Genomic DNA, 20,202 nt, shown 5'->3' with positions numbered 1-20,202 from the left:
CGCTCATTGCGACAGCCGGTTTTTGGCGGCCATATCGGCAAAGCCGATCAGATGGTTGTACTCGCGCCCATCTGTTGCATCCCGCGCCACAAGGTCAACCTGTTCAAGATCAGGGTCTTGCGTCGGGGTGTTGTTGACCTCGACGCTAAAACTCACGCCATTCATGGCATCGGGTGCCGTCACAGGCGACAGGCCGAGCGTCAGTTCGGCCAAATAATTCTCCAGCACCCATTGTGCCGCAGCCCGATTTTCCAAGGCCCCGATCCTGCCAATATGCGCCTCGGTCGCGCCCAACAGCGAAATCGCCGACATCGCCAGAATAACCAGCGCCACCAGCGTCTCGATCAGGGTAAAGCCTGCGTCGGGGCTGCGGGTCTGGGTCACATCGCCTCCTTCGGCCTTGCCGTCGCCGAAAAGCCATCAAAATCCACAACCCATGCGGCGCTGTTGGCATCAGATGCCGACGAAAACACAAACATAATCGGCGGGCCCAAGCCGCTGGGTTCTATCATGATTGGATCATTGCTGTCCTTGCCTTCAATCACAAGCTGTAATGGGTCGCGCAAGTCATGCCGCGTGCCCAAAATACCCGGCATGGCCAGCTGCCAATCGCTCTGTGGCTCAGACCATGCCGCAAAGCTGTAGCCGTCGGCATCCCAGATCAAAGCAAGTGGGGTGTCTGCGACCATGGCCTCATCCACCCCAAGCGACAGGTTGCTTGCCAGCCGCACCGCTTCTGTTTGCGCCCGTGATCCTCTGTCGGCGGCATTCAACCCCAGCATGGTTGCCCCAGTTGCAACCCCGATCACCGCCAAGACCACCAGCATTTCGACAAGCGTTAATCCGCTTTCCCGGCCAAGCCGCACCTTCTTTGGCGGGATCGCTGGGTGCGGTTGCACCGTCATCAGTTGGTCGCGCCATGGCGAATATCAGCATTTGCACCTTCGCCGCCGGGCACACCATCCGCACCGTTCGAGATCAATTCGTAGGGACCGTTTTCGGCGGGCGACGTGTAGATGTAGGGATGGCCCCAAGGGTCTACCGGTGGCGATGGCAAATAGCCGCCCGCTGCCCAACTGATCGGCAGCGGTGCTGCTGAAGGTCGCTCGCTGAGCGCCGCCAAGCCTTGCTCTGTGGTCGGATAAGTGCGGTTGTCCAGTCGGTACATCTCAAGGCTGGCGGCAACACTGCGCAGATCCGCGCCTGCCACGGCCACCCGCGCCTCATCGGGTCTGCCGATAACATTGGGCACAACCAAGGCCGCGACGATGCCGATGATCACCAGCACAACCATCATTTCGATCAGCGTCACGCCGCTGTCGTGCGCCCGCTTAGCCTGTGTCGATGCAACAGGCAACCGAGCCGACAAAGTTTGCCGCAAGCTTTTGATACGGATCGAGAACAGCTTGGCCAACGCGATCATCTTTACATCCGTTCTTGAGGACACCTATATCTGACATACGCGTTGCAACTTATTTGGTTTCACTTCGTATCATAAATATTGCAGCGTGTGCGTTCAAAGAGGAGCCGATGTGACAACATGATTGATCACAAAAGCATAAGCGGCGCGCTTGGTCCTTCGCTGCGGTTTTTGTGGCCGTCGCGCTTGCGCCCGAAAACTGCGTTGAAAAAAGATAGTGCCCCGTTTCTGGCTCCGGCTGTGATCGCCGCGAACACCTTTGCTGTCGCTGGTGTCCCCCGTTGGATAGCCAGTGAAGATGTGCTTTTGCTGAATGTCACTTTGCCGAAAATGGCCGCAACCCAGCGGCGTGCTGTGGTGGGCTTCGCGGTCGAGGAGTTGATTGCCCAGCCTTTGGATCAGGTTCATATTGTCTTAGGGCCGCAGCTGAATGATGCGACTAACGCTGGATCATGGCTGGTTGCGGTGGTCAGCACCACGGTGATGGCGGATCTGATTGCAGCGATGCCTGACAGCGCTGAGGCTGTTCTGCCAGATGTTTTGGCGCTGCAAGTGCCAGAGCGAGGCCATTGGGCGGTGCTGGCGCAACAAGATCGCGCGCTGGTGCGGATGGCAGATGGCACTGGTTTTGCGGCGGCGACCTCAATGCTGCCAACCTTGTGGAAATCGGCCGGAGCGCCGGGGGTAATGCTGCTCGGCGGCAATCTGCCTACCGAAGTTACGGTGACTTCGCACGGCCAACTTACCCCCGTGATTGATCCTCGGCTGAAGGGGTTTGATCTGCGCTCTGGCCGCTTTGCGCGGCGGCGCGCAGGTTTGCCGAAAGACGCGCGGATGTTGGGCATCATTCTGGCGATTGCCGCGATTGGGCATATGACGCTGCTTGGGCTGGATGTCGTAGGCTTGAATGGCATCTTGGCGGCCAAAGAGGATGCTGTGCGTGCGGCGATGCAGGCGCATGGCCAAAGCGTTGAGGGCGACGTGGCCACAGCACTGACTTCGGTACTGGCGGCGCAGCAACCTGCAAGCGCGGGGCGGCTTTTGCCTTTGCTGGCGCAGGCATTTGGCGCGTTGCAGCCGCAGACGGGCACAGTTCAGATCAAGGCTTTGCGGTTTTCCAAGGCCGACGACAGCTTGGCTTTGACGATGGAGGCGCCTGATCTTGCCGCGCTGCAAACGGCCGAGACAGCGTTTAGCGCGGTAGGGCTTGGGGTGATTGCGGGGGCTGCCACGTCGGGCGATGGCGCTGCCGAGGTTCAGATGACTTTGCGGCAAGGCAGACCATGACCAACAAATACTTCGCCCTCGCGCAGGATTGGTTTGAGCAACGCACGGCGCGCGAACGGCTGTTGTTGGGGGTCTTGTCAGCCTGCGCGCTGCTATGGGTCGGTGTCGCACTTATCTGGCAACCGTTGCGCCAGTACCGGACCGATCTGGTAAACAAGATTGCGCTGTATGACGCGGGGCTGACGGCACTGGAAAACCCGGCTTTTGCGGCGGGCGGCGCTGCGGCTGCCATCGTGGACAACCGCCCTGTCCCGGTGATCTTGACCGATTCCGCCGCCACTGCTCAACTGGTTATTCGCAGGCTTGAGGCCGAGGGCGGTGGCGCGCGGGTGGTGTTGGAAGAAGCAAGTTTTGATCAGGTGATCCTGTGGCTTGAGGCGTTGAAACGCGAACATGGTCTGTCTGTCAGCGATCTTGAAATGACCCGCAGACCCGCCCCCGGCGTTGTCACCACAACCTTCGCGTTGGAAAGATAATCATGGCAGATGCGCAGATCACACCGCCGCCGCCCCGCCGTGCGGGCCTGCCCTATGCCTTTGCCCGCCAGCACGGCGTGCTGCTGGAAACCGGGCCAGAGGGACCGGTTTGCGTGCTGCGGCCTGCCGCCACTGTCTCCGCGCTGATCGAGGTGCAGCGCGTCGCAGGCAAAGGTTTGCGGCTGGAGCCACTGTCAGAGGCGCTGTTTGATGCGCGTTTGGCCGCCGCCTACCGCGACAATGCCAGCGATGCGTCGGATGCGGCTGGCGCGGATGATGATCTGGCCAGCCTTGCCGACCGCACCGCCGAAGTCGATGATCTGCTGGATCAATCCGAGGATGCCCCGGTTGTCCGCCTGATCAACGCGCTGTTGCTGGAGGCGATCAAGGAAAACGCTTCGGATATCCATATCGAAACCCAAGAGCGTAAACTGCTGGTGCGGTTTCGCATTGATGGGGTGCTGCGTTCGATGGTCGAACCAAAGCGCTCGCTCGCCCCGTTGCTGGTCAGTCGGATCAAGGTGATGGCGCGGCTTGATATTGCCGAAAAACGCTTGCCGCAGGATGGTCGTGTGTCGCTGCGGGTGGGTGGGCATGAGGTGGATGTTCGCGTCTCGACAATCCCGTCGCAGTATGGCGAGCGGGTGGTGATGCGCCTGCTGGACCGCGACGCCACCCGGTTCGGCTTAGACCGGCTGGGCATGTCGCCGCGCGATGCTGAGGTGTTCGCCCGATTGTTGGCGCGCCCTGATGGTATGCTTTTGGTCACCGGGCCGACGGGTTCGGGCAAAACCACCTCGCTTTATGCCGCACTCGATCATCTGAATGATCTAAGCCGGAACATCATGACAGTAGAAGACCCGATTGAATATTCGGTCGATGGCATCGGCCAGATGCAGGTCAATCCGCGCACTGATCTGACCTTTGCGCGCGGTTTGCGGGCGATTTTGCGGCAAGATCCTGATGTGATCATGGTCGGCGAAATCCGCGACCGCGAAACCGCGCAAGTCGCCGTTGAATCGGCGATGACCGGGCATTTCGTGCTGTCCACCTTGCACACCAACACGGCGGTGGGGGCAGTGTCTCGGTTGGTCGATATGGGGGTCGAGCGGTTTTTGTTGGCACCGATGTTGGTGGGCGTGGTGGCACAACGGTTGGTGCGGCGCTTGTGCTCGGATTGTCGGATGCAAGACACGGCGACAGCGACCGACGCATCCCTGATCGAAGGGCTGAATGTGGGCGACGCGCTGTTTCGCGCTTGCGGCTGCACTGCCTGCCAGGGTCAAGGTTATCGCGGCAGGTCGGGTATTTATGAAGTTGTGGCAATCAACCGCGAGATCGAGGCTTTGATTTATGCGGGCGCATCAGAGGCCGATCTGACTACACAGGCGCGGCTGGACGGGCCGGGATTGATTGCCGATGGCTTGCGGCAAATCCGGGCGGGTGTGACAACGGTTGAAGACGTCGCCCGTGTGGCGCAAGAGGCATAGCGATGGCAGCTTTCCGGTTCAAAGCGCTGGACGATGCAGGCAAGCCGCAAAACGGTATGCTGGAAGCTGTGTCTGTTGCCGCCGCACGCCAACAGCTGCGCGCCCGTAGCTTGTTACCGTTGGAAGTCGTTGCAAGCGCGCGGTCTGCCGCAAAGGTATCTAAGGCCCCATTCGCCTCTGCCTCAAAAGCGCCAGTCGGGGCAAAATCGGGGCCTCGGATACCCTTGGCCTCGCTGACTTTGATCACCCGGCAGATGGCGACGCTGATCGGCTCTGGCTTGCGGATAGAGGATGCGCTGTCGACGATTGCGCAAGGCATGCCGCCGAAAGTAGCGGGTCCGCTGTTGAACGTGCGCGCCTCTGTGCTTGAAGGGCGAAGCTTTGGCGATGCGCTTGCAACCTATCCGCTGATATTTTCGGATTTCTACCGCGCCTCTGTCCGCGCGGGCGAGTCTGCTGGCAAGCTGGATCAGGTGATGACGCATCTGGCCAGCTTCGTGGAAAACCGCGCCCGCAATCGCCAGACCGTGCAGTTGGCACTGCTATACCCTGCGCTTTTGGCGGTGGTCAGCCTTAGTATTATCACGTTGCTGATGGCCTTTGTCGTGCCCGATATTGTGCGGGTGTTCACGTCACGTGGCACCGATTTGCCATTTCTGACCCGTGCTTTGATCGCAGTTTCTGCCTTCGTGCGCGGCTATGGTCTTTATGCGGCGGCGGGCCTAGTCATCGGCGTTTTCGCTTGGGGGCGCTGGTTGCGCGTGCCGCAGAACAAACTGCGCTGGCACCGCTTGCTGGCCGAAGGCCGCCTTACCGCAAAACTGGTGCAGCGGATGAACGCCAGCCAATTTGCCGGCACGCTTGCCACCTTGGTACAAAGCCGCGTGCCGCTGCTTGAGGCTTTGGTGGCCGCCGCTGATGTGACGCCAAACCTGTATGTGCGCGCCCGCGTCACCGAGGTCACTGAGAAAGTCCGCCAAGGCAGTAGTCTGAAGCGCGCGATGGACGAGGCCGCCGTGTTCCCGCCGATGTTGGTGGCGATGGTCGCAAGCGGCGAGGCCTCGGGCAATCTGGGCGCGGCACTGGATCACGCGGCCACCGATCAGCAGCGCGATCTGGATGCTTGGGTGCGCGCCTTGGTGGCGCTGGCTGAACCCGCAATCCTGCTATTGATGGGCGGCATGGTGATGGTGATGGTTCTGGCGATCTTGCTGCCGATCGTGTCGATGAACGGGCTGGTCACCAAATGAAGGCGCTTAGGGGAACAGCGTCGCCAAGGGCAATTCGATCTCTGAATCGGCACTTGACGGCATCCCCGGCACCAAGGCCGCACCGGCTGGATGGATGGTCACAATGATGCGGTCGGCGTTGCTCAGCCGCAGGGTCGCAAGCGCTGTTTGCGGCAGATCTGTTTGCACCAGAACCGCCACCAGCCCGTCGCTGTCAAAACTAATGGCGGCACTTAACGCAGGCGTCGGTACGGCGGGCATGTCGGCATCAAGGCGTTCGCAACGGCCCGGTGAGGTTGAAATGATGCCGTCACCCTGCCTAACGCCGGGGATGAGCTTGATCTGCAAGCCATCGAAAACCGCAGTTGCATCGCAGCGGATCGGCAGATCTGGCAATGCCAATTCGACCAATGGCCAGCCGATACTGCCGCGCACCGCATCCAATTCAGCACGATTGGGCTCTGGCGGCAACGGCACCGCAACACGTCCCATCAGATCAGTCTGCGGTCCGGTCAGGTGCCAGTTGACCACAACGGCCATCCGGCGCAAACTTTCCCAACCCGATGTCTGCCAAGTTAGCACATGGGCGTCGCCCAACCGCGAATATCCATTCCAAATCGTACCTGACACCTGCACCTTGTCTGACGGCAAGCCGATTTGTTCCGCCGCAAAGCGCGCAGGCATATAAGTGATGACCGAGCCTAAAAACGCCGCAATACCCAGGAGCACGACCAATGACCAAAGCGCCACTCGCCGCCAGCCATATGACCCGTCGTTGGTTTGGTCGCTCATTTGTTGCAAGCGTTAGTCTCCCGGTGCTGGCTGGCGCTTTGGCGGGGTGCTCTGGCATTGCCACAGGCCCGTTTAAGGCAGCGTCTGGTGCTGGTGGCCGCGATGCGGCGTTGTTGCTACCCTTAACAGGTTCTGCTGCGGCTTTGGGCCAGAATATGGCGCGGGCTGCAAGCCTTGTCTCGCAAGCGTCAGCGGCAGGCACCGCGCCAAAAGTCTATGACACTGCTGATACCGCCGAAGGTGCTGCGGCGGCGGCGCAAAAGGCATTGGATGCCGGGGCCAAACTGCTGCTGGGTCCGCTGAAATCTGATCAAACCCCCAGCGTGCTGGCGGTTGCGGGCAAAGTGCCGGTGATCACCTTCTCGAATGACGACTCTTTGGGACCGCGTGGTGCGTTTGTAATGGGCATCACCCCGGGGCAATCGGTTTCCACCATGTTCAGCTATGCCCGCGCACAAGGTTTGACGCGGATCGCCATTGTGGCGCGCGACGGCCCGCTGGGATCAGCCACTGCCGCCGCAGCAAATCGCATCGCTCCGGCGGGGGGCATCACCCTGACGGCGACACTGCTGCGCGATCCTGCAAGCGGTGGATTGGTGTCAGCGCTGAAAACTGCGGGCGGCGGTCGGTTGCCCGAGGCGGTTTTTCTGCCAGATGGTGGGGCGACATTGAAGGCTTTTGCGGCCGAATTGAAAGGCAGCGGGGTGCAACTGCTTGGCTCGGTGCAATGGGGCGTCGGCGCTGTCGAAAGTGATACCAATCTGGCGGGGGCTTGGTTTGCAGCGCCGCCGCCTGATCTGTTTTTGCCATTTGCAGACCGATTTGACGCGGCATTTGGCGAACAACCCGGCACCGTTGCAGCCCTTGGCTATGATGCGGCTTTGCTTGCGGTGGGGCTGGGCGATGGCGGCGCGCTTTCGCGCAAAGGTGTAACGCGTGCCGCAGGCTTTACCGGCGTTCTGGGAGCGTTTCGCTTTCTACCCGATGGCCGCTGTCAACGTGATCTGACCGTGCTGGGTATCGAGAACGGCAGCATTGTCGTTTTGGGCGAAGTTGCGGGGACGTGAAAAAGCCCCTGGCCACACGGCGCGACCCGATGGCCGGCTTTTCTCTGGTTGAGGTTCTGGTGGCCTTGGCAATCTTTGCGCTGATCGGTGTTGCCGGGTTTTCGATGCTGGATCAGGTTTTGCGCACCCAGCGTCTGACCGAAGGCAGGCTAGAGCGGTTGGCCGAATTGCAACGCGCGATGCACCTGATTACGTTAGATTTTAGTCAAGCGCGCAACAGCTCGTTGGTGCTAGACCCACCCCCGACAGATGCGGCAGCGGGGGCGGCATCTGTCAGCCTGCAACGCAACGCAGCCGATGCTGCGGGCGGCAGCGTCAATCTGCGCTACGAAGTGGATCAAGATACCCTGTTCCGTGATATTGCGGCAAAAGCCGGCTCAGATCCGGCGCGTCAACCGCTGTTGCATGGCGTGGCTGCGGTTGAATGGCAGTTTTACGCAGCCAGTGGCGGCTGGGGGTCGGTTTGGCCGCCCGCTGATCGGGTGATCTTACCCGGCCAAGCAACCCCTAACCCGTTGGCAATTTCCCTCACCGTGACGTTGGCAGAAAACGGCAATCACCTGCGCCGCGTCGTGGTGTTGCCTGGCGAGGCGCGTTGATCATGGCGCGGCCAACAGAAAAGCGCACAGCGGAAAACGGCGTTGTACTGATCAACGTTCTGGTCATTCTGGCACTGACTGCCTCGGTGGTTTACGCGATGATCAGCCTGTCTGATCTTGCGATCCTGCGCAGCCAACGCTTCAGTTCGGCAGGCCAAGCGCTTGCGCTGATCTCGGGTGGCGAGGCGAGTGCCATCGTAGCGCTGCGCCGCGATATGACAGTGGCCCCCACCACCGACAACATGACCGAGGTTTGGGCTTTGGTCGGACAGCAACAGGTGCAAATTGCAGGCGGCACCTTCGCGTTGCAGATTGAGGATGCGCAAAGTCGGTTCAATCTGAACAATCTGCCGCTGAGTGGCGCACTTGGCGCGCAAATTTTGCAACGTATTGTGAAACGCCTTGATTTGCCTGCCGATGTTGCCCCGCGCATCGCGGCAAGGCTGGTGCAGCCGCAACCCCTGGTGCGGATGGCCGATCTGGTCGCCGAAGCGGGGTTAACACCCGACGAAGTGGCACGGCTGTCGCAACTTGCCACCGTTCTGCCCGGACGCACCGATATCAACATCAACACCGCGCCCGCAGCCTTACTTGCAGTGATCACCGACAATCCGGTTCAGGCTGGCAGGTTGCAGGGCATTCGCAAGCGCCAAGGCTTTCTGACCGCAGCCGATTTGACCGCTGCGGGGGTGATCTTGGCGCCGGGTGTTGGCTTTGTCTCTCGCTATTTCGAGGTGACAACCAGTGTCACCATCGCAGATACGGCACAGCGGATGCAGACACTTTTGCAGCGCAGCACCGCGCGTGGCGGGCCGGAAGTGGAGGCGATCTTCCGGCAAAACCCGCTGGGCACCGTAGAGCCGCCCAAATACGCCGCAGCGCCCTGACAGCACGATATGAAAATGGCGGCCGTCAGAAACCGCCGCCATCATTCAATGAAGCCCCCGCAGCCAAAGCTACGGGGGCTAAAGTTTAGATATCTAGCGGGTCCGCCGTGTAGTTCACCCCGGTCACGCCTTTGTAGGTGATGACCAGATTGGGATCATCTTTCGCAGCGGCGTTAGGTTTCGCGTTGAAAGCCGCGGCGAATTGGTTGCCGAATTGGGCCGACGGATTTCCCATCACGCCATCACTGCCATCGCAGGCCGCCAGCAAAGCCAACGAAGCTGCAAAGGTCGAAAGCAGTTTTCCTTTCCGTGTCATGGATCAGCCCTCGTTGTTCGGCGATCCGGGGATCGGCGGGTTCAGATAAGGGAAGGCATTCAGCAGTTCGGTGGCATTCATCGGCGCACCATCGGTAAAAGCCGCAGTACCAACGGGAGCGGCAGCCATGCTGGCATCGCGATCCGCTCCACACAAGTTCAGGTTCACCAGATCGGTCGGTGTGTCTTCAACTGCACCGGGAACACCAAGCTCAGCACCAAGCGGCAGATCGTGGCACAATGCGCCCATAGCAACGCGCAGCTCGATATCAACCACGTCATCGCCCGGACGACGGCCATTCGGGAAACCGCCCAGATCTTCGGCAACCAGTCCAAAGGTGTTCTGATTTGCCCGTGGTGTTGCCGGGAAGGCGGTGTTCAGACGCATCATTTCCGAACCGGTCACAGTGGAAAGTTGGTTCACGCCTGGAAAGCCAGTCAGGAAGGCAGTGACAAGATCATTGCGCGGAAAGTTGCTTGGCGCGATGTTTGAGGTCGCCCCAACTGCGGTGCGGAACAATGCGTCGAGCAAAGCCGGGAACACCGGGTTGGTCACATAAGTCGCCAAAGCGCCGTCCTGCGTCGGCTTTGCCGCGTTGAACAGATCTTTGTCTTTCAAACCGATCACGATTTCATTCACCAGCGGCGCGGAAAGCCGCGACACCTGCACCAATGCGCCGCCCTGACGGGTGGTGCCGTTGTAAGTCGGCGAAGGATCACGCAACTGCGCCTGAGGCAGGCTTGCCGTGGTCCAAGCCCCGATCACACCATTGCCGGCACCCGTGACGCAAGCAATCGGCAGCTCTAGCGCAAGCGATGTTACGTTGGATTCTCCGACAACATCATCGTTTGCTCGGTCTTGAACCATGCCGCCGGCAAAGGGCGTTGCCGTGTCGTATTGCGGGTAAGCCGCGTTAGACGCGCCCTGAAGCGGCACAAGGTTCACAAGGTCGAACACTTCGCCCAAATTAACCGCGAAAGCCTCGGCACGCTGGCCGACGAAAACCCGGCCCGGCTGTGCGCAACCCGGAATGGTGATCGGGAAAATGTGGTTGTTGGCGTAGCTGTTGTAATCCGGGATGGTCTTGTTGCCAATATTGTCGATCGGCTTGGCGAACACTTTGCTAGAACCGCCCGCCTTGGTCACATCCGCAATAGTGCCTTTGCGGCGGTCATTGCTGATCATTTTGACGGTGTAGGATTCCGTCTCATTGATGTTCGGGTCATTGGTAGCGCTGCCAATTTGACCAGCCTGACGCAACGGCCCAGGTACAGAAACACCACCGATCTCATAAGTCTTGCCTTTGCCAGCCTCGATCAACGCACTGTCAAAGTTGAACTGGAAGGTCAGGTTTTCTTTTGCATCGCCGTCGTTGTCGATGTGAATTTCATAGACAGCGTCGTTGTCGAGCTCAAAATAGTTTGGCCCGCCGTAAGGCGATTGCAACGGCACATAGTTCGCGATCAGGGTGACATACCCATCGCGACCCGGTTCATAGCTGCGAAACATGTAAAAATCGGTCGCATCGACGCGCGGCATGCCTGCGATGCCGGGCGCTTCTCTGTGGCTTGAAGCCCAGACCGAGGGCGCTGCACTTGCAAGCACAGCCACCATCATCGTCCCGAGCATATAACGGGTTCTAACTTTCATAATTCCTCCTGAGGGGTGGCATGTCGAGGCCACTAAGATTATCTTTATGAGACGCATTAACCATCATCGACGTAGTGAACTCAGCTAAGATGACGCGACGCTTGGAGACGCAGAGGATTGCCGATTTCTACGCGTCAGATCAGAAACGCGCGGGCGTATGACTAAGTTTCACCCCTTGTCACTTTTTTTCACATTTATGGATCAAGAAAAAGTGATTAAACCTTTCACTGATAGTTTGCCGCCCGGTCTTTTTATCGCGGCCACAATCGTGCTGTTCGTGATGCTTTTGGCTATTTCATTGTTTGATATCAAAAGCTTGCGAATTCCTGACAAACTCAGCCTGCCACTGATTGGCATTGGCTTGGCGCTTGCAGCGGTAAATCCGCAAACTTTGACCGTGGATCACATAATCGGTGCGACCGCAGGTTTTGCGCTTTTTGCGGGTTTGGGCGAAACTTACTTTCGCCTGCGCGGGATCGACGGTTTGGGGCTTGGCGATGCCAAACTGTTTGCGGCGGCTGGCGCTTGGCTGGGTTGGCAAAACCTGCCGATGGTTTTGCTGCTGGCCACAATCGGGGGTTTGATCCAAGCCCTGCTGATGCAGCAGTTCAGACACCAAGCCCATCTGGCCTTTGGCCCATGGCTTGCCTTGGCATTCTGGCTGGTTTGGCTGTGGACTCAAGTTTAGCGGCCAGTTTCGGCGATTAAAATTATCTCATCCGGGGAAGAACGGCAGCACGCGTTGCCAGAACCACCAAAGCGCTGCGATCCCGGCAAGCCCGCTACCAAACCACAGCAGCCACCGCCCACCCGCCAGCATGTACAGCGCGGGCATCATCACCAGCACCAAACCGATCTGCGCCACTTCGATGCCAAGATTAAAGCCAACCAGCGCCAGCACGAAACTGCCCCCCGTCAGTTGCAACGCCCCCAACGCGGACGCGAAACCAAAGCCGTGGATGATGCCGAAAAACGCCGCAACCGCCGCGCGCGGCGCCGGGATGAACGGGCGGATATTATCGGCGGCGGTTATCGCAATCGATAGGGCAATCAGCGCGTTGATCACATCCGGCGGCGGGCGCAACAGTTGCGTGGTCGCAGCCGTCAGCGTGACCGCATGGGCAAGGGTAAAGCCCGTCACCGCCGTCAGTACCCGCAAGGCAGAGGTTCTCGCTGAACCCGTTGCGGAGGCCGCAGGCAGGATCAGCACCAGCAGGAACAGCATATGGTCAGCACCCGCCAGCAGGTGCTCGACCCCGGCTTTGAAATAGCTGATGAAAGACGCCAGCGCACCGCCACTGTCGCCCGATAGCGTGACCGAGGGCTCTTGACGGCTTAACAACGTCGAGGTGCTGGTGTCGTTCATCGACGATTGCACGAACATGCGGTGATCAGGATCAATCTCGGCGAATAGCCGCGTCGCTATGGTCAACGGGGCTATGGCGCTTGGGCAAGTGGCGGCAAAGCTGACATCAAGATATTCAATGCCGCCGCTGGTCGAAGTGTCAGCCCCGGTTTGCGTCAGCGTGCAAGCACCGCCGGTCTCAAGCGTCAGACCAGAGGCGATATAGGCACTGACCGCTGGCAGCCGTCGCTCTGTCTCACCCCAGGTGATCTGGCCGTCCAGATCCTCATCCATCCATACGGCGACTTCGATGTCACGAAATGCCACCCGGATGCCAAGATCCGCCGCCTTACCGTCACGGGTCAGGGTTAGGTAAGAGCGCGTGGTTTCATGGGCTTGGGCACTGTTAACGCCAAGAAAAGCCAGCAAGCAGAGTATCATTACCGCAAAGGCATGCCTCATTTTGCCGCCTCTCTCACCGCATCGGGAATGATCAGCGTTGGCACCACAATTCCGACCTTGGCCATCCATGCCAGCGCTGGCACTGCCGCTTTGGGCTGATCGGCGGCAACGGCTGCCGCGATCAGCAAGCGCAGATCGTCGATTTCATGCTGCAGAGCCCAGTTGACTTGCGCGCGCGCCAAAGCCTGCGCTGGGTCGGGGGCGACCAGCAGAAAATACTGCGCCTCTTCGCGGGCATGTGCGGTCAGGCCAAGATCCAGATTAAGCCGAACGCGCCGCCCCAGTTCCGCCTTGGCCGGGTCGGCGATATCCGCTTGCTTAAGCGACGTGGCCGCAAGGTAGCGGCGGATCAGCACGCCATCCACGTCAGGCGCGGGTGTCAGCAGCGCCAACACATCCTCATGCTTACTGTCTTGTATCAACAGATCCGCCAGCATCAGACGCACCCTGATGTCTGACGGGTCCATCGCAAGCAGTGCGGTGAAATGTTGCGCTGCAATGTCGTTTCGTCCCTGAAGCGCTGCGATTTCGCCCAGCAGGCTTTGCGCATAGGGGATCAGCGCCGGATCAAAAACCTGCGGCATTGCCATCACCTTCGCAATCCTGTCGGCAAAGGCAGGCGCACGCTCGGTCATGGTTTCGGCGGTCGCTACGCACAAAAAGCCTAGATCGGGCCGTTGCAGGGCACTGATGCTCTGGCAATCCGCCTCGGCTGTCGCAAAATCACCGCGCACGATATGGATGGTGGCGCGGATCAGCAGCGCATTTGCATCGCGCGGATTCAGCACGATAGCACGGTCCAGCAGCATCAGCGCACCTAGAAAGTCATGCTGATACTGCCGCGCGGTGGCGGCAAGCGTCAAAATCTCGGCATCATCCGCCGCCATGAAGGGCCGCAATACGCCCAGCGAGGCGCCAACCAAGCGACTGTCGCCCGCAGTTCGGCCCTCATCAATCAGGGCGCGCGCGGCGGCCTTGGCGGCGATTATATCATTTGGTGCGGCACGAGCGGCAATCAGCAAATCGCGCAGCGCAGCGGGATAGCTGCGCCCCCCCGTATGCAGCGTGGCCACCACCTCGGCTGGATCACGGTGGCCAGTGTGGCGCGTGTTCGACTGCGGCGTTTGCAGCGCGACCATGCCCACAACAAGGCCAAAGGCTAGCACCGTCGTCGCAGCCAGACGAAAACCGGGGCTATAGTGCAAACCTCGACCCATCATCATACCGCTCCGGTGATTTGACGCAAATGCAGCGCCAACACCATCATGGCGATGGCAATGATCCAAGACCCCACCATACGCACGGCGATAGTATAGGGCGGGCGGGTGGCCAGCGAGGCAAGCGCCATCACGTTCAGCACGATCAGGAATACCCCCACCACGACGCCGAGATAAGGCGCATAAAGCTCGATTGCCGTCATATCAGGCGGCGGTGGCACCCCAGTGTCCAGCCCGACCGCCACACCACCCATTAGCATAAGCACCGCAAGCAGCAGCATCGGCACAGGCAGCATCAGCACAACGATAGCACCCGCCAGCATCGCCAACAGCAAAATCGAAACACCGGACCCCGGGAAGCCCAAGGCTGGGCCAAAGATCAACCCCGCGCCAAGGCCGATCAGCAAGCCGCACAACGGCAGCCGCGCGCGCATACGCCCCAAACGCCCAAGCAGTAGCCCGAGGCCGATCAGCAATATCGTATGCTCCCAAGCGAGAAACGGATGCTCAATCCCGGCATAAAACCCACCACCACCCGCAAGCGTGCCATGGGCAGCGGCAGCCTGTGGCGTCAGCGCCAGTAAAACGACGCCGACGCGCAGTCTCATGCCAAACCGGTCAGAAAAGCGCCACCTGCCAGCGCGATAGCCGCGCCAACCGCCCGCACAACAACCTTGCCGCTGCGCCATTGCCAAAGCTGACCAATCGCGATGCCGATCAGATGCAGAGTGCTTGTGGCCAGCACAAAGCCCGCGGCATAACCAATCGGGCTGGCCGAGGTCGGCAGTTCCGCCCCATGAGCATAGCCGTGGAACATCGCGAAAATGCCGACCATCGCCATCGCCAACCACAAAGGCGGGCGCAGCGCGAACAAAACCATTGCGCCAAGCACGACGCCAGACAGCGCGATGCCGGTTTCAACCGCCGGAAACGGCACGCCTGCGATGCCAAGCGTTGCACCCACGCACATCACCAACGGAAACGTGATAGGCAACAACCACAGCGCCGGCTTGCCAAGAATGCCACCCCACAACCCAACCGCAACCATTGCCGCAACGTGATCAAGGCCCGAGATCGGGTGCATCACCCCCGTCATAAACCCGCCAACATCCTCGCCGGTATGCGCCAATGCGGGCTGTGCGAGCAACGCGAGCGCCACCACCATTTGCAAACGAATTTTTCCCTGCATGTAGTCTCCCATATGGCGGCCGAGACACTTGAGTGTCATCAAACGACCGCGAAATACATCGATCATTCTCATTTCTATCCTCGATATACCTTGGGAAACGAAAAGAAGTTTCATTTGATAGCAACTTTTCTTCGAAAATATCCGGCTGTTGGGTGCCCGGCCGATTATCATCGCCTGTTGGAGTTCCGTCTGATTGTTTAAGGCACGTGCAGCGACGTCGTTGGCGACGTGCCACATGCGGGGCTTGCGATGCGTGGCGATATTCTGAGAGTGGAACGGCGGCGGTGGGGTACGAGGAGCCGCTCGAGATCGTGCTATCAGTTGGGGAGGATGAACGGCTGATGGTGCGCATTGTCGCTTTTGCCCTAGATGCTCATGAGAACCTGGAAATGACCAACGGCCTTTCAACGGATGACGAGCCAGACATTTGGCAAAAAGCCTGAGCGGCTAGCTTGATGTGTGTGTGGCCCTAGGGTTTGCCAGCGAGAAGGTAATGCGTCAGTCCTGCGCCAAAGCCGAACTGAACACGGCAGTGTCTAGAAAATCAAGGGCACCTCAAGACACGGGTTTTGCACTCTAATACCCAGCATACCGCTTTCCCCTGCACGGTAGACATTCGTTCCCGCCGTAGCGAACGTTGAGAATGTCCCGCATGGATGAAATTGTGGGAGTGAATTTGTTACTCTGCTCCTCAACGGCCGCTTCAGGGTATGCGGCCATGCAGCATCGACCGTGGCTGACAAGCAGCTCTGGGCCGAAAGCGACGAAGCCATGATTGATCCAATGGCCATAGGCAGTGAGAGAAGTGGGCGAGCTCTTTGTGTCGCCGATCTTGGCCGGTTAGAGCACTTTGGGTCGAATTGGTCTCATTTCCACACGGCAAGAAAATGCTATCTCCGACCATCATTTTGGACGTGGTTTGCCTTCTAACTGAGGCCTCCAAAGCCGTTGTTATCTGAGCGTGACACGAATTTGTTCCGGGTTATGGAACGGTATGGCTCCCCACAATCAATGGATGCCCAAACCAACTTGGGTCAGCGTATCCATACATACGTTTGATTTATATGTATATTGTTCCCGGTCAGACAGCTTGTTCCGGGTTCCGGCGTTAGTCGTTCCGGGTTCCGGCCGATGCCCGGTTTTTGGACGCGATGAGCCGGTTTCCATCAGGTTTCAAATTGATAGCATGCAAGCTGAGAAGTACCTCAAAATGATAGCATTGACGCCTCAAGCAGCCTGCGGCCTGCGGCGCTCAGACTTAGGTTTTGCGGCAACCACGAATGATCGCCGCCAATTGAGCAGGGTCAAATTCATCCAGCTGGTCGGTATCCGGCAAAAAGTTCAGACAGCAAGGAGCGGTTCGCGTTCCGACGCAAGGCGTTCCACTGCTTGGTCAACGCCACGATCTCCTCGTCAACCGCCGCCAGCGTCACGCGCCCGCGGTCACCCAAAGTACAGAGCCAATGGATCGGAGCAGACAGATCGCGGAAGGTGCCAGTCCAGGGTGTGCCGGGTTCGCGGGTAAAGCGCCCATAGCGTGGCATCGCGTGGACAATTAGCCGCGATGTCGCCGCGACGCTCGCGCAGGGGAGGCATGTGGAGGGCCCATCGGCTCGGCAAGGCAAACAGATCGGGCCTCAACCGGCGGTCCGCGATCAATGGCCACAGATCACAGCTGGCCGCGGCGATCAGCTGAAACTTTCTGGTGACTTCGCTGTCGGATCCGACCCGATAATAGCCCGTGGTTTCAAGCGCCTGCAGCAGCAAGGCCAGCGCATCCAACTCCACCGCGTCAATCATATCGAGAGACAACACGCCGCCACCGAAGGCCAGAAGAACTGAATCGGCCGAGATGCGACGTACTTGCGGATGAAGGCCTTCCTTCAGCTTCGCGGCGTCGATTGTTTTTCGTTCTCCCGCACCATGGCAAGGTAAGCGGGTAAACCTGCCGAAGAGCCGCCTTGTTCCGGGTTATCTTGACCTAATCCCCAAGGTGGCGATGCCAATCTTGCAGCGTCAGGATCGTGTGCACATTGGCAGCACCGACTTTCATACGTACCAAATCAAGAAGCTTGCGCCAAAAGTTTTCGCCGCGCCGCCAAAGTAGGCAACGTGCGCCAATACGTTCCGGGTTTTAACAAAGTTGTTCCGGGTTAAAGGTGTGGGCTCCGTATTATGACGCATGCGGGGACTATGATGCTAGGCATTCAGCATCATAGTTGCACTCTCTCGGCCTACTTGCTCCTACGGAGTTGATGCGTGGGACATTCCACGATGGCCGGCTGCGCACACATGCGCTGTCTGGCGCAGTGCAAACTTCAGCAAGCCCTGCAGTGATGGGTTTGGGGAAGCACCGCTTCTTGGCGCTGAGCGAATTATTGATGCAGTCGCAGTGAAGAGCTGCAGGCTAGCTCCCATTGGGATGATGATTTGAAACAAAGCACGGGCGCGGCCAATTCAGTTTTTTACGGGGCTGGTCATCGCGCGTAACAGACCAACGACGGAGATATCTTCGCAGGTTGCCGTTAATGAGGCGCCCCCTAGCGTCGCGCCGCTGGGCCAATCGACTGAGAAACGCCAACGGCCTTACCTTCAATCTTGCCTCGGTTCGGATGTCTTTGATCCTGACTGGCAATGTAGTCGAACCATCGACGAGCTCTCTCGATGCCGAAATGAATCTGTCTCACCAGCCCTCCACCACATCCCGAGCTAGAATAAATGTCCCAATGTCCGTTCTGGGCCTGCTTCACTTCCAGTCGAACGGCGCTTGTGAAGCTGCGGTAGAGGCTTCTCCGTACATCATCGGCTTTCGCAGTTTGTCCGGGCCGGTATCAAAGTATTCTGCAACGTCAATCTATGGCTACCATCGTTAAATTGCGCGCCCATTGCCGCACTTGCATCGGTCCACAAGCTAGATTGTTGTTATGTTGGTTGGGGCTGCCTTCGCCCAGTTGCCTTGCAACGATTTTCAATGCCGTCAAAGTTCATGGTGTGGTCTCCCCAGACGTGGGGAAAGGCTTGGCGAGACCGGACAGATCGGGCAGTCCAGCTGCCACAGCGATGGCGCGCCGCTCCTCCACGGTCAACATCTTGTGCTCCGGTTCGGAGGGCCGAGGAAGCATACCCGCGTCAAACGCGCGCACGCGCACTGATCCGGCGCGCAAGGCTTCGGTTTCTACTAACACGCGCGCTGCAATATCGCCCTGAAATGGACGGCTGCGTCGCTTGTCGTTGCTCTCCCCCAACCACCAGCGCACAGCGGCAGTGATGGCCCACTCTGGCTTACCCTCAAGGGCTGCCAACCAATCCTCGGCCTCCATCTCTCGGATGGCTTGCGGGGTGTCTTTCTCGTAATAGGGATTCAACAGCGCCGCGACGCGGGCCAAAATCCAAACCGGGCTGGCGGGATGGGAAAGAGCTTCCATTTGCGCGGCTACCTCATTGCGTTGGGTGTGCGTAGCGAGCGGCAACCGTAGCAAATGCGTCAACTGTGCCACGACCATCGCCGGGTCTTGCCGTTGGGCGAGGTGGATATGCGCCACCGTGGAGAGGGATTGCGGATTGCTGTTCATCGGTCCACCGTTTTTTGTTGAGATAGGTTGCGGGGTGAATTGGGGATGCGTCGGGGTGTCGCTTTCGCCAGTCGTTGAACCAAGGCACAGCGTTCTCCAAGGCTATGATCCGATCTGGTTGTGAAAGCGCCCTCCAGGCCTTTTCGGCTGGTTGCTTTGCGGTCTTGTTCGGCCAGCAAGCCCAGAAATCCGCGAACGGGAGTTGTTCTTCTTTCTCCCTTATTTCTTCTTGTATTATACCTTTATTAGGTTTGTCCCAATGCTGTCCCCCCACCGTCCCACTGCTGTCCCTATTTTCAATTTCAACTGTCCCATTTTTAGACGGCCTTCCTTGATCTTTATCGTAATTACAGATAGTTATGACAGGGCGGATTCAACTTTCAAGTGCAACGTTTGATCTGAAGGCCGCGAGTTCTTCGGCCATGGCTTCTTCGGGTGTTTTCCATCCGAGGGTTTTGCGGGGTCGCTGGTTCATCATGCGCGCCACGTCGTTGAGTTCGGTCTGGCTGATGGTGCTCAGATCGGTGCCCTTGGGGAAGAACTGGCGCAGCAGGCCGTTGGTGTTCTCATTGCTGCCGCGCTGCCAGGGGGCATGCGGATCACAAAACCAGATGTCGATCTTCAGTCGACGCGCCAGCTCCGGGTGGCAGGCCATCTCGCTGCCCCGGTCGTAAGTCATCGACCGGCGCAGCACGGCAGGCAGGCGTTTCATCTGGCGGGTAAACCCCTCCAACGCCGCGTCAGCGGTGCAGCCGCGCATTTTGCTGAGAATGAGAAAGCGGGTCTTGCGCTCGACCACCGTGCCCACCGCCGAGCGGTTGAAGGCGCCCTTGATCAGATCGCCTTCCCAGTGGCCGGGCACCAGACGGGCCTCGATCTCTTCGGGGCGGTGGATGATCCTCAATGATTCCGGGGCGATGGAGCCGCCCGCCAGCGTTGTTCGCCGCAGTCCGCGGGAAGGTTTGTGCTGTCGTAAGGCCGCGATCATCTCGGCCTTCAACCCACCCCTCGGCTGCGCGTAAATCGCGGCGTAGATCGTCTCATGGCTGATCAGGCGGGTTGGATCGTCGGGGTGCATGGACTTGAGCCTGCACGCAATCTGCTCGGGAGACCAGCGCCGGTGGACCAGCTTGCCCCGCACAAAGTCATGAAGCCACCCACCCTTGACCAGCTTCTGCCGCCGTCCGCACCGCTTGCGCAGCAC

Annotated in this window: 21 protein-coding genes and 1 pseudogene; 9 read left to right on the top strand and 13 right to left on the bottom strand. The window is 59.2% G+C overall.

The window, feature by feature from the left end:
* Positions 1–3: 3 nt before the first annotated feature.
* From gspI to gspG, 3 genes are read right to left on the bottom strand one after another with little or no spacing between them, the layout of a single operon-like run.
* Positions 4–384 (bottom strand): type II secretion system minor pseudopilin GspI, encoded by a 381-nt coding sequence (gspI, locus tag AKV04_RS11375; protein WP_054006547.1) that lies wholly within the window; start codon positions 382–384, stop codon positions 4–6.
* Positions 381–905 carry a prepilin-type N-terminal cleavage/methylation domain-containing protein gene (locus AKV04_RS11370; protein WP_054006546.1) on the bottom strand — a complete coding sequence of 175 codons (525 nt, stop codon included), beginning with the start codon at positions 903–905 and terminating at the stop codon, positions 381–383. The genes gspI and AKV04_RS11370 overlap by 4 nt, the downstream gene beginning before the upstream one ends.
* On the bottom strand, positions 905–1,423 hold the full coding sequence (gene gspG, locus AKV04_RS11365; protein ID WP_082351612.1) for a type II secretion system major pseudopilin GspG: 519 nt from the start codon (positions 1,421–1,423) through the stop codon (positions 905–907). The genes AKV04_RS11370 and gspG overlap by 1 nt, the downstream gene beginning before the upstream one ends.
* Before the next feature lie 201 nt (positions 1,424–1,624).
* Between gspG and gspL the strand changes: the two genes are divergently transcribed.
* The 4 genes from gspL to AKV04_RS11345 are packed head-to-tail and all read left to right on the top strand — an operon-like array spanning position 1,625 to position 5,923.
* Positions 1,625–2,707, top strand: coding sequence for a type II secretion system protein GspL (gene gspL / locus AKV04_RS11360; protein ID WP_162232869.1), 1,083 nt, complete (start codon positions 1,625–1,627; stop codon positions 2,705–2,707).
* The gene (gspM, locus tag AKV04_RS11355) at positions 2,704–3,183 is read left to right on the top strand and encodes a type II secretion system protein GspM (RefSeq protein WP_054006544.1); all 480 of its coding nucleotides are present in this window, start codon (positions 2,704–2,706) and stop codon (positions 3,181–3,183) included. The genes gspL and gspM overlap by 4 nt, the downstream gene beginning before the upstream one ends.
* A 2-nt stretch (positions 3,184–3,185) precedes the next feature.
* Positions 3,186–4,673, top strand: a complete 1,488-nt coding sequence (locus tag AKV04_RS11350; RefSeq protein ID WP_054006543.1) for a GspE/PulE family protein — start codon at positions 3,186–3,188, stop codon at positions 4,671–4,673.
* Between the two features lie 2 nt (positions 4,674–4,675).
* Positions 4,676–5,923, top strand: coding sequence for a type II secretion system F family protein (locus tag AKV04_RS11345; protein WP_054006542.1), 1,248 nt, complete (start codon positions 4,676–4,678; stop codon positions 5,921–5,923).
* 6 nt (positions 5,924–5,929) lie between these two features.
* On the opposite strand, the gene AKV04_RS11340 is transcribed toward AKV04_RS11345, so the two are convergent.
* Positions 5,930–6,631, bottom strand: coding sequence for a hypothetical protein (locus AKV04_RS11340; protein WP_156317496.1), 702 nt, complete (start codon positions 6,629–6,631; stop codon positions 5,930–5,932).
* A 5-nt stretch (positions 6,632–6,636) separates the two neighbouring features.
* Here AKV04_RS11340 and AKV04_RS11335 point away from each other — a divergent pair, with 5 nt between their 5' ends.
* Genes AKV04_RS11335 through AKV04_RS11325 form a run of 3 tightly spaced genes read left to right on the top strand, consistent with a single transcriptional unit; the run spans position 6,637 to position 9,247 of the window.
* The gene (locus AKV04_RS11335; RefSeq protein WP_156317495.1) at positions 6,637–7,761 is read left to right on the top strand and encodes a penicillin-binding protein activator; all 1,125 of its coding nucleotides are present in this window, start codon (positions 6,637–6,639) and stop codon (positions 7,759–7,761) included.
* A 29-nt stretch (positions 7,762–7,790) separates the two neighbouring features.
* Positions 7,791–8,360, top strand: coding sequence for a type II secretion system protein GspJ (locus AKV04_RS11330; RefSeq protein ID WP_054006539.1), 570 nt, complete (start codon positions 7,791–7,793; stop codon positions 8,358–8,360).
* Positions 8,361–8,362: 2 nt separating this feature from the next.
* On the top strand, positions 8,363–9,247 hold the full coding sequence (locus AKV04_RS11325; protein WP_054006538.1) for a type II secretion system minor pseudopilin: 885 nt from the start codon (positions 8,363–8,365) through the stop codon (positions 9,245–9,247).
* Positions 9,248–9,332: 85 nt separating this feature from the next.
* Here AKV04_RS11325 and AKV04_RS11320 read toward each other — a convergent pair whose 3' ends face one another.
* Positions 9,333–9,563: a hypothetical protein gene (locus AKV04_RS11320; RefSeq protein WP_054006537.1), complete on the bottom strand. Its 231-nt coding sequence runs from the start codon at positions 9,561–9,563 to the stop codon at positions 9,333–9,335.
* Positions 9,564–9,566: 3 nt separating this feature from the next.
* Positions 9,567–11,213, bottom strand: a complete 1,647-nt coding sequence (locus AKV04_RS11315) for a DUF4331 domain-containing protein (RefSeq protein ID WP_082351611.1) — start codon at positions 11,211–11,213, stop codon at positions 9,567–9,569.
* Between the two features lie 211 nt (positions 11,214–11,424).
* On the opposite strand from AKV04_RS11315, the gene AKV04_RS11310 reads away from it, so the two are divergent.
* Positions 11,425–11,901, top strand: coding sequence for a prepilin peptidase (locus tag AKV04_RS11310; protein ID WP_162232868.1), 477 nt, complete (start codon positions 11,425–11,427; stop codon positions 11,899–11,901).
* A 27-nt stretch (positions 11,902–11,928) separates the two neighbouring features.
* Here AKV04_RS11310 and AKV04_RS11305 read toward each other — a convergent pair whose 3' ends face one another.
* The 4 genes from AKV04_RS11305 to AKV04_RS11290 are packed head-to-tail and all read right to left on the bottom strand — an operon-like array spanning position 11,929 to position 15,426.
* Positions 11,929–12,987: a HupE/UreJ family protein gene (locus AKV04_RS11305; RefSeq protein WP_162232867.1), complete on the bottom strand. Its 1,059-nt coding sequence runs from the start codon at positions 12,985–12,987 to the stop codon at positions 11,929–11,931.
* A 29-nt stretch (positions 12,988–13,016) separates the two neighbouring features.
* Entirely contained in the window at positions 13,017–14,240 is a 1,224-nt protein-coding gene (locus AKV04_RS11300; protein WP_156317494.1) for a tetratricopeptide repeat protein, read from the bottom strand.
* Positions 14,240–14,845 (bottom strand): HupE/UreJ family protein, encoded by a 606-nt coding sequence (locus tag AKV04_RS11295; RefSeq protein ID WP_054006532.1) that lies wholly within the window; start codon positions 14,843–14,845, stop codon positions 14,240–14,242. Before AKV04_RS11295 ends, AKV04_RS11300 begins: the two co-directional genes overlap by 1 nt.
* Positions 14,842–15,426, bottom strand: a complete 585-nt coding sequence (locus AKV04_RS11290) for a HupE/UreJ family protein (RefSeq protein ID WP_054006819.1) — start codon at positions 15,424–15,426, stop codon at positions 14,842–14,844. Before AKV04_RS11290 ends, AKV04_RS11295 begins: the two co-directional genes overlap by 4 nt.
* Positions 15,427–15,767: 341 nt before the next feature.
* Here AKV04_RS11290 and AKV04_RS25570 point away from each other — a divergent pair.
* Positions 15,768–15,943 (top strand): annotated as a pseudogene (locus AKV04_RS25570) (YaeQ family protein); the annotation flags it as partial.
* Between the two features lie 926 nt (positions 15,944–16,869).
* Here the strand turns inward: AKV04_RS25570 and AKV04_RS11280 are convergent.
* From AKV04_RS11280 to AKV04_RS11270, 3 genes are all read right to left on the bottom strand, one after another.
* Complete coding sequence (locus AKV04_RS11280; RefSeq protein ID WP_156317492.1) at positions 16,870–17,238, bottom strand: sigma 54-interacting transcriptional regulator; 369 nt, start codon at positions 17,236–17,238, stop codon at positions 16,870–16,872.
* 1,172 nt (positions 17,239–18,410) lie between these two features.
* Positions 18,411–18,998: a hypothetical protein gene (locus tag AKV04_RS11275; RefSeq protein WP_054006529.1), complete on the bottom strand. Its 588-nt coding sequence runs from the start codon at positions 18,996–18,998 to the stop codon at positions 18,411–18,413.
* A 373-nt stretch (positions 18,999–19,371) separates the two neighbouring features.
* Positions 19,372–20,202 (bottom strand): IS30 family transposase (locus AKV04_RS11270; RefSeq protein ID WP_054006528.1); only part of this gene is annotated, 831 nt, incomplete at its 5' end.

It is taken from the genome of Cypionkella psychrotolerans, assembly GCF_001294535.1.
In the GTDB taxonomy this organism is placed as follows: domain Bacteria; phylum Pseudomonadota; class Alphaproteobacteria; order Rhodobacterales; family Rhodobacteraceae; genus Cypionkella; species Cypionkella psychrotolerans.
This window is presented reverse-complemented; position numbering and strand designations above follow the sequence as displayed.